At 37.3% G+C, this 14,432-nt stretch carries 18 protein-coding genes; 12 read left to right on the top strand and 6 right to left on the bottom strand.

Features of this window, described 5'->3' with window-relative positions; translation table 11 throughout:
- Nucleotides 1-174 precede the first annotated feature (174 nt).
- The 12 genes from PN838_RS16255 (at nucleotide 175) to PN838_RS16200 (ending at nucleotide 10,195) form a co-directional block, all read left to right on the top strand.
- Nucleotides 175-990 carry an acyltransferase family protein gene (locus PN838_RS16255; protein WP_334313530.1) on the top strand — a complete coding sequence of 272 codons (816 nt, stop codon included), beginning with the start codon at nucleotides 175-177 and terminating at the stop codon, nucleotides 988-990.
- Nucleotides 991-1,103: 113 nt separating this feature from the next.
- A complete protein-coding gene (locus tag PN838_RS16250) occupies nucleotides 1,104-1,844 on the top strand; it encodes an SGNH hydrolase domain-containing protein (RefSeq protein ID WP_272181338.1) in 741 nt (246 codons plus the stop codon).
- Between the two features lie 6 nt (nucleotides 1,845-1,850).
- On the top strand, nucleotides 1,851-3,323 hold the full coding sequence (locus PN838_RS16245; RefSeq protein WP_272181337.1) for an oligosaccharide flippase family protein: 1,473 nt from the start codon (nucleotides 1,851-1,853) through the stop codon (nucleotides 3,321-3,323).
- A complete protein-coding gene (locus PN838_RS16240; RefSeq protein ID WP_272181336.1) occupies nucleotides 3,320-4,087 on the top strand; it encodes a hypothetical protein in 768 nt (255 codons plus the stop codon). Before PN838_RS16245 ends, PN838_RS16240 begins: the two co-directional genes overlap by 4 nt.
- A 12-nt stretch (nucleotides 4,088-4,099) precedes the next feature.
- On the top strand, nucleotides 4,100-4,699 hold the full coding sequence (locus tag PN838_RS16235; protein WP_272181335.1) for an asparagine synthetase B family protein: 600 nt from the start codon (nucleotides 4,100-4,102) through the stop codon (nucleotides 4,697-4,699).
- Nucleotides 4,672-5,892 (top strand): asparagine synthase (glutamine-hydrolyzing), encoded by a 1,221-nt coding sequence (gene asnB / locus PN838_RS16230; protein ID WP_272181334.1) that lies wholly within the window; start codon nucleotides 4,672-4,674, stop codon nucleotides 5,890-5,892. Before PN838_RS16235 ends, asnB begins: the two co-directional genes overlap by 28 nt.
- A 90-nt stretch (nucleotides 5,893-5,982) precedes the next feature.
- Nucleotides 5,983-6,471 (top strand): acyltransferase family protein, encoded by a 489-nt coding sequence (locus PN838_RS16225; protein ID WP_272181333.1) that lies wholly within the window; start codon nucleotides 5,983-5,985, stop codon nucleotides 6,469-6,471.
- A gap of 281 nt (nucleotides 6,472-6,752) precedes the next feature.
- Nucleotides 6,753-7,919, top strand: a complete 1,167-nt coding sequence (locus tag PN838_RS16220; RefSeq protein WP_272181332.1) for an acyltransferase family protein — start codon at nucleotides 6,753-6,755, stop codon at nucleotides 7,917-7,919.
- 143 nt (nucleotides 7,920-8,062) lie between these two features.
- Nucleotides 8,063-8,995 carry an acyltransferase family protein gene (locus PN838_RS16215; RefSeq protein WP_272181331.1) on the top strand — a complete coding sequence of 311 codons (933 nt, stop codon included), beginning with the start codon at nucleotides 8,063-8,065 and terminating at the stop codon, nucleotides 8,993-8,995.
- A 103-nt stretch (nucleotides 8,996-9,098) separates the two neighbouring features.
- On the top strand, nucleotides 9,099-9,650 hold the full coding sequence (locus tag PN838_RS16210; protein ID WP_272182622.1) for a glycosyltransferase: 552 nt from the start codon (nucleotides 9,099-9,101) through the stop codon (nucleotides 9,648-9,650).
- A complete protein-coding gene (locus tag PN838_RS16205) occupies nucleotides 9,583-9,900 on the top strand; it encodes a glycosyltransferase (protein ID WP_272181330.1) in 318 nt (105 codons plus the stop codon). Before PN838_RS16210 ends, PN838_RS16205 begins: the two co-directional genes overlap by 68 nt.
- Before the next feature lie 19 nt (nucleotides 9,901-9,919).
- Nucleotides 9,920-10,195 (top strand): glycosyltransferase, encoded by a 276-nt coding sequence (locus PN838_RS16200; protein ID WP_272181329.1) that lies wholly within the window; start codon nucleotides 9,920-9,922, stop codon nucleotides 10,193-10,195.
- 152 nt (nucleotides 10,196-10,347) lie between these two features.
- On the opposite strand, the gene PN838_RS16195 is transcribed toward PN838_RS16200, so the two are convergent.
- From PN838_RS16195 to PN838_RS16170, 6 genes are all read right to left on the bottom strand, one after another.
- Nucleotides 10,348-11,172 carry a putative Ig domain-containing protein gene (locus PN838_RS16195; protein ID WP_272181328.1) on the bottom strand — a complete coding sequence of 275 codons (825 nt, stop codon included), beginning with the start codon at nucleotides 11,170-11,172 and terminating at the stop codon, nucleotides 10,348-10,350.
- 20 nt (nucleotides 11,173-11,192) lie between these two features.
- Complete coding sequence (locus PN838_RS16190) at nucleotides 11,193-11,948, bottom strand: hypothetical protein (RefSeq protein ID WP_272181327.1); 756 nt, start codon at nucleotides 11,946-11,948, stop codon at nucleotides 11,193-11,195.
- Nucleotides 11,948-12,991, bottom strand: a complete 1,044-nt coding sequence (locus PN838_RS16185; RefSeq protein ID WP_272181326.1) for a hypothetical protein — start codon at nucleotides 12,989-12,991, stop codon at nucleotides 11,948-11,950. The genes PN838_RS16190 and PN838_RS16185 overlap by 1 nt, the downstream gene beginning before the upstream one ends.
- Before the next feature lie 38 nt (nucleotides 12,992-13,029).
- Nucleotides 13,030-13,407, bottom strand: a complete 378-nt coding sequence (locus PN838_RS16180; protein ID WP_272181325.1) for a cadherin repeat domain-containing protein — start codon at nucleotides 13,405-13,407, stop codon at nucleotides 13,030-13,032.
- Between the two features lie 225 nt (nucleotides 13,408-13,632).
- Nucleotides 13,633-13,935 (bottom strand): hypothetical protein, encoded by a 303-nt coding sequence (locus tag PN838_RS16175; protein WP_272181324.1) that lies wholly within the window; start codon nucleotides 13,933-13,935, stop codon nucleotides 13,633-13,635.
- Between the two features lie 13 nt (nucleotides 13,936-13,948).
- Nucleotides 13,949-14,425, bottom strand: coding sequence for a glycosyltransferase family protein (locus PN838_RS16170; protein WP_272181323.1), 477 nt, complete (start codon nucleotides 14,423-14,425; stop codon nucleotides 13,949-13,951).
- Nucleotides 14,426-14,432: the final 7 nt, after the last annotated feature.

Raw genomic sequence — 14,432 nt, 5'->3', positions numbered from 1 at the left:
CAATCTCAACAGTTATTTTGTTTCACTTTGGAATAGAGTCAATTACAGGTGGCTTCTTAGGCGTAGATATTTTTTTGTTATTAGCGGCTATTTAATTACATCGATTATCATAAACGATTTAGAAAAAGAACGTTTTACTATCAACGACTTCTATATCAGAAGAATTAAGCGCATATTACCCGCGCTAATTGTTGTCATACTTACATCCTATTTAATTGCTTTTTTACTTTAGCACCCAGTAAAGTAAAGGATTTATCACAAGAATTAGTCGCAGTCGCCACATTCTCATCTAACTTTTATTATTTATTTACGCAAAACTATTTCTCCTCAACCGCAGAAGAAACGATATTTTTACACACCTGGAGCCTTGCAGTAGAGGAACAATTTTATATATTTTTCCCATTATTATTGCTATTCATTAGGACCAAATATCAAAGACTGGTTGTAATTTCATTTCTGACCATTGCCTCCTTATTTAGTGCAATTTACTTTTCTTTTAACAATCCATCACTCAATTTTTATTTTACCCCATCACGCATTTGGGAGTTAATGGCTGGCTCACTTGTCGCTATTTACTACCCTATTTTGGCGGGTATCAACTTAAAAACTAGAAATAGGCTTTCAGTAATAGGGCTAGCTACTATTGGAGTTTCAGTTTGTGTATTTACAAAAGAAACACAACACCCAGGTTGGCCAACAATTATTCCAATACTTGCAGTTTGCATAGTGATCGGCTGTTCAAACGGAACGAGTGTTTCGAGAATATTAGATATAAAACCCATTCGATTTATAGGCTTGATTTCATATTCCTTATATTTATGGCATCAACCTGTAATGGCATTTTTATCCATCAAATTTTATAATTTGCCACATACTGAAACCTTAATTTTAGCGACAATGGTTACCGGTATTCTAAGCTATTTTACTTTTAAATTTGTAGAAACCCCCTTCCGACACTTTTCATTTAACACCACTCGTTTGTTTTTTTAACTGGGATTATTCTTGGTGTATTAATTTTAATCGGTCTCGTCGGTCATTTAACTAAAGGCTATCCTAGTAGAGTTAATTCCACTTTAGACTACTCTACACAGGCTGTAAGTTCAGTGCGCTATAAATGCCATACGAGCGGAGTTAATTATCTATCGCCAGTTGATGCTTGTATTTTAGGAGAAAATACGGAAAGTTGGGCTGTGTTTGGCGATAGCCATGGGGTTGAGATTTCATCAGCGTTGAGTTTAAAAGCAGCGCACACTGGAGTTAAGCAATTAACATTTTCAGATTGCGGACCAGTGCTCTCTTCTGAAAATACGACATCAGGATGTCACGCATGGTTGAATGAAGCACTACAATATTTAATATCAAACGATAATATTAAAAACGTATTAGTCACATTTAGGCATCAATATCACATCAAAAGGTTTGTCGCAGAACCAAACCATGATGTAAGTGAGTACTGGCAATACCTTTCAACATTATTGGAAACCTTATCGAACTCAGGGAAAAAAGTAATCATTCTGATGCCAGTTCCAGAGCTTTCTGAACATATAGATAAGTTACTTGTCCCTCATTCAATATTTTCAAAGTCCGGGGCAAATATAGTTAGTGAAAACCTATTAAATTATCGGAGTCGGAATGCTGATGTGTTGACTAACTTAAAAAGGATAGTAACAAAGCAATCTTTAGAGGTAGTATCAACAATACAAGCGTTATGTGATCAAGTTAAATGTTTTGCAACCAATGAAAACAGCATTTTTTACTTTGATGATAATCACCTTTCAATAGCAGGTGCATTAAAGGTCCTTAGTAACCTAAAAATTACCGAAACCCCAACTGGAAATCGTTAAAAGACCATGTCAATTTTACGTCAAGTAATGAAAAGTTCAGGATTTATGGTTGCAGGGAGCCTTTTTCAAAAAGTCGCGGGCCTCCTAAGCACACTCATATTAGCTCGAATCCTAACGCCTGACGATTTTGGCATCGTTGCGTTTTTGGCACTAACCGTCAATTTTTTTAATGCAATCGCCATTACTGGGACGCAGCAGTATTTGCTCAGTAAATCGGAAGTTGATGAAAACGACCTAAATACGGCGCTATCTCTCGACCTACTAATGAAGGGTACATTTTGGCTACTACTACTATTTTTCTCAGAAAATATTTCCCTCTACTTTAATATGCCAGAAGCACAATTCGCTCTAATTGTTTTATCTTCCGTTTTAATTATAAAAGCATTAAAAAACCTAGGATTTTTAATGCATCAAAAAGAACTGAATTACGCAGTATTATTTAAGTTAGAATTAACCGCAAAAGTCGTTTCGGTAACAACCGTTATTTTGTTAGGTATTTATACAGAGTCATATTGGGCGATTGTTATAGGTGATATTGTATTAGCCACTTTTGTAACTGTAGGTTCATATCTGTTACATGGACACCGACCGACTTTAACATTAGTTAATATTAAGCCTCAGTGGAATTTTTCAAAATGGATGTTTTCCAAAGGAATAATAGGGTTTTCCAAGGCTAATTTGGACCAAATGTTTGTGACAAAAATGTTCCCTACCAGTACCGTCGGTAGCTTTTATATGGCTCGGGATATCGCATTACTACCAGCGTTCGACCTATTGAATAAAGCCGTTGCACCATTACTACCTGCATTAGCTAAATCAGCTAACGAACCTGACCACTTTGCTTATAGGGTTTCCTTCTCGCTGCTTTTTATAAACCTTTTAGCCATACCAGTTGGGGTTTTTATGTACACTTATTCTTCTAATATTATTAGCATACTATTAGGTGAAAAGTGGCTCCATATAGAGCCCATATTTTTGTCATTTATCCCTCTGATGTATTTATCATGCCTTGCGCCTGTTTTGGTGCATGCATTAGTTGCGAAGCAAAAAGTTAAAATTACATTTTGGACTGATGTGATTGCATTACTCATGCATGTTGTACCGTTTCTAGTGATTACAACAATCACTCTATCAACTGTTGTTACTATAAGAACAACTGCCCTGATTGTATCCCTCACTATTTTAGCTGTTGCACTTAAACAACTTTGTAATTTATCCATAACTAGAGTTTACTTGTTATCCATACCCAGCATGGCAGCATCGGTCTTAGCCGCCATGGCTAGTAATGCATATGGCGAAACCAATGGCAGTATATTCAGTTTTATCATTAGTGCCTCAATTTTTGGACTAATATTTTTAGTCAGCTTCTCTTTGATTGTTGTCCTATTCAAAAAGACTACAGAATATAATGATTTAGCGAAATTGGTAAAACCTATTATAAGTAAACTTCCAATTCCCAATAGGAAAAATAGTACATGAAATTCGGCATCGTAATACCTTTAAAATCAAAAAAGATTTCTAGAGATTGGGCGGTTACCAGCGCGGCTTTAGAAGGCACTATTCGCTCAATACAAAATCAAACCGACCAAAACTTTGTCGTGTCAGTTGCCGGTCATGATTGCCCTGAGTTTTTCAAAAACATGCTGAATGAACGGTTTCGTTTCACTAAAGTTGACTATGATGCCCCCGACCGTAATGCACCAAACTTCAAAACCCAAGAACTGATAAACGATAAAGTTCTAAAAATAATGACTGGTTTAATTGCGATTAAAGACGAGCCTTTATCATGGATATATCAGCTAGACTCTGATGACCTAATCAGAAATGATTTTATTGAACAAATAAATATCGTGCCTCCAACAGATGCAATCATTGTTGAAGGTGGTTATATTTATTATCAATCGGCGCAAAGAATAATTGAAACCAATGAAATGGATCAATTATGTGGATCGGTAGTCGTTGTAAAACCTAGTACTTTTAGTTTCCCTCCGTCTGCTGATTTACAATATATACATGACCTTCCATGGACTAAATACCGACATATGAATATATACAAGTTCTTCGAAAATAATAACCAAAGTTACACCAGAAGTTCAGAAAACTTGGTGACATATTTACTTGCCACTGGAGATAACTTCAGTGACCGTTGGAGAACTGGGCTCGTTAGCCAAATAAAAGCGGTTATGAAACCTTATTTATTTGGTAAAAAATATCTAATTCTTTTAAATCTAAATTTTCATTAAAGTAGAAATAACATGTGCGGAATACTCGGAACACTGAATTACCAAAATGCAGCGGATGCCAACAAACTTTCCGCAATGCGCGATACTATGCCTTATCGTGGACCAGACGATAACGGCGTTTGGCTATCTGACGACAAATACTGCGGCCTAGCCCATTTACGACTGAGTATTTTAGACCCCTCACCTGCGGGCCATCAACCAAGAGTTGAACAAAGTGGGCGGTATGTCATTTCGTACAATGGAGAAGTCTACAATTACATCGAAATTCGTGCGGAGCTTGAAACCAAAGGTTACACCTTTGAAACTGGCACCGATACTGAGGTAATCCTTCAAGCCTATATTGAATATGGCACTGAGTGTTTGTCTTTGTTTAATGGCATGTTTGCCATTGCAATTTGGGATAATGAAACCCGTGAGCTGTTTTTGGCCCGCGACCGTTTAGGCATCAAACCTGTCTATTATTACCAAAATGCCAATGAATTTATCTTCGCATCAGAAACCAAAGCCATTTTAAAAGGTTTATCAGAGCTACCAGCGCTGAACATCGAACTTATAGACGACTACATGAGCTTTGGGTATATCCCATGGGAAAAACCTTACATCAAGGCATAAACCGTTTAATGCCCGGTCATTTTGCCATTGTTAAAGACCAAGTCATGACCACGACTAAGTGGTGGGATCTAAAATTCGACAATCAAACCGATAAAGGTTTTGACTACTATTTAAATCAAAGTAAAACCTTGCTTGAAAGTGCCATCGACCTGCGACTTCGAAGTGACGTGCCACTCGGCATATTTTTAAGCGGAGGCATTGATTCAAGTGCCGTTGTCGGACTATTGGCCGATAAAGTTAAAGAACCATTAAAAACGTTTTCCATCGCCTACGACTTTGGTAAGAACTTTGACGAAACGCAATACGCACGAATGATTGCAGAAAAGTTTGGTACCGACCATCACGAATTAAAGATAACTCCGCAACAATTTAAAGACTTCATTCCACAATACATTGAGTTAATGGATGAGCCTGTGACTGAAGCGGCAGCCATTTCACTGTTTTTTGTGTCCAAACTCGCTAAAGAAAAAGTCACTGTCGCCCTATCTGGTGAAGGTTCAGATGAGATATTTGCTGGCTACGACCTATACCAATATATGAACGTCCTCGAAAAATATCGTGGCGTTGTTGGTCAATCTGGAAGTGAGTTTTTTGCTGGGATTTCCAATAAAATACTAGGCGAAAGCCACAAAGTATCTAAATACCTAAATATGGCAACACAGCCAATTGAGCAACGATACAAAGGTATGTCGACCTACCCAGATGCGTCAAAAGAAGCGTTATACAAACCAGACTTTAAGGCAAAACTAGACGCAGAAAAGCAAAAGACTAATCATGGCGCTTTCTCAAAACAATTATTTGAGAACATGAAAGGTCAAGACCAGCTTAATAAGATGCTCTATTTTGATACAAAAACATGGCTCGTTGATGACTTGCTTATTAAAGCAGACCGAATGAGTATGGCAACGTCGATAGAACTCAGAGTCCCTTTTTTGGATTACCGTCTAGTTGAATTTGCTGCAACAATTCCATCGCATCACAAAATCAAAAAAGGTGAAGGTAAGTACCCACTTAAAAAAATGATGGAAGGGATATTACCTAATGACATCATTTATCGTAAAAAGATGGGCTTCCCTACACCGCTCAAACTAATGTTCCAAAATGAAATGCGCGAATATGCTCAGGACCTTTTGTTATCTGACGATTCAAAGCTGCATTCTTTTTTAAGAAAGACCGAATTGAGCAGCTTATAACAGAGCACAATGCCAATAAATACGACCACCATAAAACGCTATGGCAACTTGTGGTATTAGAAGAATGGTTAAGAAGAAATACAGACTAACATGACGAAATCTAAAGGTAATTACTACCAACATATCGATGCTTTGAGAGCAATTGCTGTATTGGTAGTAATTATCTTTCATATAGACCACGACTACCTACCGGGTGGATTTGTGGGTGTTGATATTTTCTTTGTAATCTCTGGATATTTAATATCAAAACAATTATTTGAGTCTATAGAACGACAAACGTTTTCCTTGAGAGAGTTTTACGTTCGTAGAATTAAACGAATTTTGCCGGCAGCCTTTTCCGTAATATTGATAACAATCTTGCTAGCACAAATATTATTTTTGCCAGAGGATGCTATTAAAACCGCGCAATCCGGTGTTTGGTCGGCATTTTCGATGTCTAATTTCTACTTTTGGAAATTTCTAGATACTGGTTATTTTGCTTCAGCTAGCTATACAACGCCTTTGTTACACTACTGGAGTTTAAGTGTTGAGGAACAGTTTTATCTTTTTTCCCCTTGCCTGCCTACTTTTACTGCCTAAGTTAAATAAATACTCCATTGTTTTAATACTTATATTGCTCATATTAGGATCTGCAACCGCTTCGCAACTGCTGCTTCTAGAGCATCATTCATTTATCTATTATATGCTACCGAGTCGCGCTGGAGAGCTGCTAGTGGGGGTACTACTAGCAGCATTATTACATTTTGAGTTTATTCAAAAACCTAAAAACAGCTATTTCGTATTTGTACTATCGATTGTTGTCATTCTTGGTTCTTGCTTGCTAATTAAGCCTAGCGATATATTCCTGATACTGGCTTTATTTGGTCCCAACTATTGGCGCAGCATTGTTCATTTGGTCTGGCTTTGATAATTCTTTGTTCAACCGTTCTCTATTAAATTCAAAAGTCGTTTTGTGGTTAGGAAAAATCTCTTATTCTGCCTACCTTGTTCATTGGCCAATTTTGGCATTTTATAGATATGGCTATGGTGAACCCTCTTTGGGAGAATCTGTTGTCATTCTTTTTACAATACTTCTATTAGCATGGCTAAATTGGAAATTTGTAGAAGAAAAATTCAGGCATTTAGAAGTCAGTCGCTTTAAACTGTTCGTCAACTTTATCCTTGCACCGTGTTTAATTGTTACATTGCTTTCGATATTCGTGATAAAGACAGATGGATTAGGTGTCCGAATAGGCAGCACTGCGTATATTGAAAGACTATCTAACGTTGAAAATTACCCAATATCCGCAAATAAATACGACTATATCTGCCAATTTTGGAGAATAGAAGAAAAACATTTCAATAATCCCGATTGCGTATTGGGGAGTAACAAACAGACTACAGTTTTACTTTGGGGTGATAGTAATGCCACACATTATATTGGATTAATTGGAAGTATTGCGCGGAAACAAAATTGGTCGTTTCGTAATATTGCTCACGCAGGCTGCCCTCCAATATTTTATGGTATTAGCAATTTCGTTGAAGGTAAAAGGCTGGATGACTGCGGTAGTTCACTTTCGTTAATTAAAACTAAAATCAGTAATTACAAAACAATTTTTGTATCTGCCTCTTATGATCATTACAGTAGAAAACACAGTAACTTCCTGACTAATTTTGAAAAAACAATTTTAATGCTTGCTGAAAATCGGCACAAAATTTTTATAATTGGTAAGGCCCCTGTATTCAACAAATTTGACCGAAATTGCTTTGCGAAAAGCCTGTCATATATTGGCGTTAATTGTTTTGCCGTAGAGCAAAGTTATAAAACAGAAATTGAAGGTATTAACTTACGACTATCAATATTCGCAAATAAATACCCTAATATTAAATATCTTGATTTTAATTCTGAAATTTGTGCGGGCAACAGTTGCAGTCCTTATAAGGACGGTAGACCGATTTATTTTGATAATAGCCACATTGAAATTAGTTCTTCATGGGCTCTAGGAGAAAGTTTGACAGTTCCTAAACTGGAGTTCTTTAATGAATAAATCGCTGTCAATTTACCTAGATATATGTCGGTTTAGTGCGGCATTTGTCGTTTTTTGTCTCATATTGCTTCGCAAGATATTAGCGGGGGTATGTTTTGGCAACTCAAAGCTTATGATCAAACAGCTGTGATGATTTTTTTGTAATGTCTGGATTTGTAATTGCGTTTGTTACAGCTGAAAAAGAAAAGAACATATCGACTTACGCTGTAGCGCGTATTAGTCGTCTTTATTCAATCCTAATTCCCGCTTTAATCCTCACGTTTACCTTTGACTATATTGGTTTCTCATATAATCCGGAGTTTTACCTAGAGGGCGCATGGCCCTTTGAAACAGAACATTCATTTTTAAACTATGTTCTTTCTTTTTTATGGTTCAGAATATTTGGAATATTGGGTTTAACCTATAGTATTAACCAACCCTTTTGGTCGCTCACTTTTGAATGGTTTTATTACATTATTTTTGCATGTGCGTTTTTTATTCGATCTAATTTGAAATATGTAGCAATTGCTATTTTCTGCCTAATAGCTGGTCCAACTATTGTTGCTTTATTACCAATTTGGATTGCAGGTTTTGTGCTTTTTAAGTTGATGCCAAGCAATAACCCTGTAAAAAATAAGCAGCTCAAAGCAGTTGCTTCAATGGTTTCACTTATTTTAATGATTTTGTTAGGGCCAATAGTTAGGGATATAGCGTTTACATCAGATTTTATTGCTAGAACTGAGTTATTTGGAGACTACTTTGACGCCCTTCTATTTTGTATTCATATTTATTATTCCCCTTCGCTGCTAATGTATTTTTCGAAACCATTAATTAAATATAAGTCTATTATAAACTGGTTGGCGTCTCTCACATTCTCGTTATACCTGTTTCATCGGCCAATAATTCAAACAATCGCCGCGTTAAACCTAGGAGATAAAAACAACCTAATATTTCTAATCACTTTATTTTTAATACCGCTACTTATTGTTGTTATACTTGGTCGCTGGTCTGAAAAACAAAAGATAACAATAAAGCTATTTTTAAACAGGCAATTGGCCAAATACGGTAGCAAACACGTTAAACAGGAAACACATTAAAGTGATGTCTAATAATAGAAAAAGAATACTCGCAATAAGCTATCTATTTCCAAATTGTCAGCAGCCTAATCATGGCATTTTTGTATTAAATAGATTAACAGCCATGAGCAAGTATGCGGATGTAACTATTATCAACCCGATCCCTGATTCTCCTTTTCATGGTTTTATCGGGAAATTCAAGTCACTAAAAAACATTCCTGAGACGGAGACAATGAACGGTTTAACCGTATACCATCCTCGTTTTTTATCCATACCGGGTTATTTAAAATCCATTGAGATAAATAGTTACAAACGGGCGGTTCAAAAAGTTATTGATACGATAGGTTTTGATTTTGACGTAGTTGATTTGCACTGGACGTTCCCAGATTTACCCACAGGGCATTATTTGAGTAATCGTTATGATGTACCTTTTAATGTCACGTTAAGAGGAATGGAAGCCTTCCACTTCCAAGACAAAGATGTACGACAACAAGTTGTTAAGAAATATTTAAAAAATGTCACTAAAGTGATTTCATTAAGTGAAGAGATGGCAACAACCGCTAATGAATTGGCACAAACGGGCAGCCGCACAACGGTAATTAGAAACGGTGTGGATACCGATAAATTTTACTATTTGGACAAAACTGAATGTCGAACGACATTGGGATTACCCTAGCGATAAACAGATTATTCTGGGTGTCGGCGCTCTTATTCATCGCAAAGGATTTGATTTAGTTATTAAAGCGCTGTCTACCTTGACTCAGCAACCAAAGTTTCACAATCTAGTATTCTATATTTTGGGTTCAGAAGGGGCCGAAGGGGATTACCGTACCGAACTAAAACACTATGTAATGGAACATAACCTGCAAGAGCATGTGGTATTTCAAGGCGCCGTAGCAAACCAGCAACTTATAACCTTGGTATAACGCCGTAGACGTCTTTTGTTTGTCTAGTCGTGGCGAAGGCAGTCCTAATGTTTTAACCGAAGCGCTCGCCTGTGGTACTCCCGCAGTGGCGACAAAGGTGGGTAGTGTGCCAGAGATAATGGCCAGTGAACCTGACTTAGGAGACGTTGTTGAAAATGACGACTTAGCCGGTTTAACTAAGGCTTTGGACGTCGTGTTGTCTAATACCTATGACCGAGAAGAAGCGGCTAAACGCTTCAATAAATACACTTGGGATTGGTGTGCAGCCACGGTTAATAAATTCCTATTTCCCTAATCTAATGCCTGTCCATAGTTGCTGAATTTTCACTAACTATGCATTCCCAAAATGTGAATTTTCCTTTATGGACTAGGCTATCGTTGGCCTAGTCCATAATAGCTGAATACTATTAAGCAGTTTTAACTAAAAATAACTGCAACAAATCCAACCTAAAATTCAACAAACGGATATAAACATACATCTGTTAATAACTTGGTAGGTTGCACCAACTCAATTCTATCCATCACCAAAATATTATTATTATCATAGTTGTTATTAACGTTAATCACACTAGCATCAGTCGACTCGGTAATAATAAATTGACTAACCCCAAAGTGATTCGCTTTAACTCTAACTTCATCAACTGTATGCCATATTTCATCATCGTCTGAACTGACGCGATCGGCATCATTGAAGCTAATCTTTGGCGAAAACAGAATATCGCTATCACCGCTATTAAACCATATTAGGCGCACGACATCCCCTATATTCAACGAGACATTTTCAATGGCTTTTACACCTTGATAATTATACGCTCCGCTATCACCCGTTGTAATTGCTGTACCAAAATTAACAAAACTTGTGTACTTGTCTAGTATGATAGTATCGAATCGACCATCGAGGATATCAGAGGCCTCTAATGAATCTCCAAAGTCAACAATTGTTGAGCAAAATAGCGTATCAAAATCGCTTTTATTATTAATCGGCAATGCTAATTTGGACGTTAATGTTGTGCCGTTTGCCGCTTTTATACTAAGTTCAATTTCAAAATCGCCGGTACTTGTCGGTGTCCCTGCAAGCAAACCATCTTCGGTTAATGTTAGTCCATCTGGTAAAGCAGAAGACGAGAACTGGTAAGGCGGCAACGCGCCAAAAACATCTATTTGTTGGCTAAATGATTGACCCACTATTGCTTGATTCAACTGTTTCGTTTTAAGTTCTAAAGGAAAAAGTGGCGTAATTATTTGATAGTCTATTGTTTTCACTAGATCCATTTTTTGGATATCGCCCACCCCTATAGTACACTTACAATTTCAAAATCAGCGGGTTGTTGTTCAATTTCACTGCGTTCCGATTTGTCTTTTATAGCAATAAAGATAGTTTGCCCTTCGGTTAACATTGTTTTGTGTTCTGCTTGAATATCAAACGCTGCCCAAATCTGATTATATCCGGGACTTGGCTTTATGATTTTCCCTTGCTCATTGTTGTCCTCTCGGTCAAAGTTAACAACATAGTCAGGTAGGTATGCCTGTTCATAATTTCCGTTGTCGATAGGAAAAAACGAATATCGAACTTCATATTCAGCGTTACATTCAATACATCGATATTTATCGCTAAAGCTGACATCAAAACGTTTGGTTTGAGGTGAGAAACCCACTGCCAAATTACTAATTGTTTCTTCATTTTCATATGGCATAGAGTATGCGGCTAGTTCATCGACATAAAACGCTATTGGAGAAGACTTTGTTCCCGGTGTTGCAACTCCTAAAGAAATTGTCGCCATACTATCGAAATACTTCTGACCATCTCCTGGATAATGATCGCCACCTTCACTAAATGAGCTATATGGATTGTGAGCGCCACCATTGTGGTGTGTTGGGTGAGCATCGACTAATACCTTGGTCCAGCCGCCCATGGGAATATTAGCCGCTCTATGATAATAGTGACCACCTACACTGGTATCAATAAAAGGATAAAATGAAACTGTCAAATCCGGTCTAGATAGGTTCGACTTAGCATAATCATCAAAATTGAGATAATTAGGCGGCATTAACACCCAAATTGAAAGTCGATTATGGCCCTTAAATTGTGGAATAAGGGTAGAATTGGTTTTTGTTTTGTAATAAAAAAGATTCTTCCGTCGACATCTCGGTCGCCAATCAGGTTTGCTTCGCTTAAGTTTTCTAAATATTGAGATTTAGACTTAATCTCAATACCTGCTTCTTGTAGCAACCCAGCATTATCTTCATATACTCCGCCTGTCATTAAAACTTTCATGGAGTTGCCCGAAACGCTTAATGTGGGCTCTGAATCAAAGAAGCCATAACGGGTCCAGCCAATATGTGAATTATTATGAGGGTTGTAATAAGGAAAAAATTTCGAGCCATCTTCATTGCAAAGCTTTGATTGCCCGATACCAGCATAAATGTCGCATTCGTTAGCGCCAATATCTGAATAACTCCAATTGTCGAAACCGTTTTCAACTTTATTATCGTCAAAATCAAAAGACATAAATGGCACAGGAGTCATCTTTAATTTAAATTGCGATGCAGAGGTATCGCCACTCGAACTAGTCGCTGTAATTTCTAAAATATAATAGGTTTGTATTTTATCTATCAATACGTCTTTATCTTTTATAGATACTTCACCCGTTTCAGAATTTACGGTAAAACCGTATTCCTCACCGCGTGTTAATGAATAGCTAATGGTGTTGTTGTCGTGAAAAGCACGGCCTGTAATTCCAACGCTTAAGTCATTTATAATTTCAGCTTCTTTAATGTGGTTTTCCATTTCGTTTTTATCTACCACAGATGTTAGATATAAATACTCCACATTTATCGTGAATGTTTGACTTACCACAGTCCCTGATGTGCTCATTGCCATTACTTCGACCACGTGATTAGGATTTTCGCTTCTATCAATCAAGGTATGATCTAAAACGCTGATAACACCAGTAACTTCATCAATTGAAAATCGACCACCGGCAGAATCAGTAAGGCTATAAGTTACAGTATTACCGTCGTGGATTGCATTTGCTCTAACACCCACTGCTAAGCCATTTACGGAGTTTATATCGTCAATTACGTTGGGCAATTGGTCAACATCGGCTATGTTACTTAATTCAACATTGGTTACTTTAACACTGAAGGAAGCTTGAACTTTTTAGCTGATGAACTTGTCGCTTCCACCGTCAAGCTAATTTCTGGGGCGATAAACCCGTCAACCAAACGATAATCTGCGACAGTAATTACGCCTGTTGCGCTATCAATAGCAAAAGCACCAAATGTAGGTTGGCCGTCGTCAACTAATGCATAGGTAATGGTTTGTCCATCTTCTTCTGCGTTGGCAGTAATCCCAACCTCACCTCCATTTGTGGCAACACTATCTGCGATAAAATTCAACTCTGCATTTTTATCAGTAATTTCCGATAAAATAGTATCGATTCTTTTCTCATTATCGTCAGAAGAGCCAGAGCCACTACAGGCAGATATTCCAAAAATAGAAATCATTATTAGGCTTGTACTAATAAACCGCTTTGCCATGGGCGTCGTTATAAAAGATGAAGAAATTAACATTAGTTTGGAAGCCTAGAATTTATTTTAAGTGAGGTAGCTAACTACCATAAAAGCGTAATTGAATATAACCCAAGAATCGAATTTTCGCATTAACAATGATGAAAAATCGTACAACCCCGAATAAAAAAGGGTGTTATAAAATTACGCAAATTATTTATTTTACCTATCAGATACATTTTGCAGAATCTTATCCAATTGCTCTGCTTTCTGTTTGCGACTATACAGCGACAAATCACGGTCAAATGATGTAATGTCATTACCCCCATTTGCCTGCAACAAATCAACAATTGCAACGGTTAAATTGTCTTTTGTTTGTCCCAAATACACGCCGTCAAATTGTTTCGATAAATTATAGGTTGCGCCTGCATCATCGGCCTTAACCAACATCGCTCTTTGAGTCCGCAGATATTCGTATACTTTGCCCGGAATTTGTTTATTAAACCTAGCATCTTGTATTAGCAATAAAGCATTGGTCTCAGGTCATATTATTTAAAGCGTTGATAAACGGCACTGGCTCAATAAATCGAACAAGGTCGTCAATGCCGAGTTGCGTTAACTTTTGTGCAAAATCGTTGCCGTCCCCGGCACCTTGAAATATTAGTTCAAAATTGTCAGCTGTAATTAAACCGTCCGCTTTTATTGCCGACAACGCCTCAAATATCGGCTCTGGATCTCGCCCATTTGGATACAAAACACCACTGTAATATAAGGTAAACTTATCGGCAGAAAACGGTGTCGAATTATCTGGCATACCGGCGAGTTTCTCAAAATTGGCTTCATCGTAGCCATTTTCTATAACGGTATTTTTTAATGAGACCAACTCGCCATATTCGGTTTGATACAAATCTCTCACGGCACTTGTGGCGAACGTAATTTGCGCGGCATTTGTCATTACTTTTGTATCAATTTTTTTATGAATGTAGTCTAACCATTTTCCAGCAGAGCCATTCATGTAATGG

Source organism: Psychrosphaera algicola (assembly GCF_028401425.1).
Lineage (GTDB): Bacteria > Pseudomonadota > Gammaproteobacteria > Enterobacterales > Alteromonadaceae > Psychrosphaera > Psychrosphaera algicola.
Note: the sequence above shows the minus strand (reverse complement) of the source record. Positions and strands in the feature narration are given on the sequence as shown.

Excerpts from the sequence above, each read along its gene's own strand:
- PN838_RS16245 (WP_272181337.1), top strand. The coding sequence starts at position 1,851 with ATGTCAATTTTACGTCAAGTAATGAAAAGTTCAGGATTTATGGTTGCA.
- PN838_RS16240 (WP_272181336.1), top strand. The coding sequence starts at position 3,320 with ATGAAATTCGGCATCGTAATACCTTTAAAATCAAAAAAGATTTCTAGA.
- PN838_RS16235 (WP_272181335.1), top strand. The coding sequence starts at position 4,100 with ATGTGCGGAATACTCGGAACACTGAATTACCAAAATGCAGCGGATGCC.
- asnB (WP_272181334.1), top strand. The coding sequence starts at position 4,672 with ATGGGAAAAACCTTACATCAAGGCATAAACCGTTTAATGCCCGGTCAT.
- PN838_RS16225 (WP_272181333.1), top strand. The coding sequence starts at position 5,983 with ATGACGAAATCTAAAGGTAATTACTACCAACATATCGATGCTTTGAGA.
- PN838_RS16215 (WP_272181331.1), top strand. The coding sequence starts at position 8,063 with ATGTCTGGATTTGTAATTGCGTTTGTTACAGCTGAAAAAGAAAAGAAC.
- PN838_RS16210 (WP_272182622.1), top strand. The coding sequence starts at position 9,099 with ATGAGCAAGTATGCGGATGTAACTATTATCAACCCGATCCCTGATTCT.
- PN838_RS16195 (WP_272181328.1), bottom strand. The coding sequence starts at position 11,172 with ATGGATCTAGTGAAAACAATAGACTATCAAATAATTACGCCACTTTTT.
- PN838_RS16190 (WP_272181327.1), bottom strand. The coding sequence starts at position 11,948 with ATGCCGCCTAATTATCTCAATTTTGATGATTATGCTAAGTCGAACCTA.
- PN838_RS16180 (WP_272181325.1), bottom strand. The coding sequence starts at position 13,407 with ATGATTTCTATTTTTGGAATATCTGCCTGTAGTGGCTCTGGCTCTTCT.
- PN838_RS16170 (WP_272181323.1), bottom strand. The coding sequence starts at position 14,425 with ATGAATGGCTCTGCTGGAAAATGGTTAGACTACATTCATAAAAAAATT.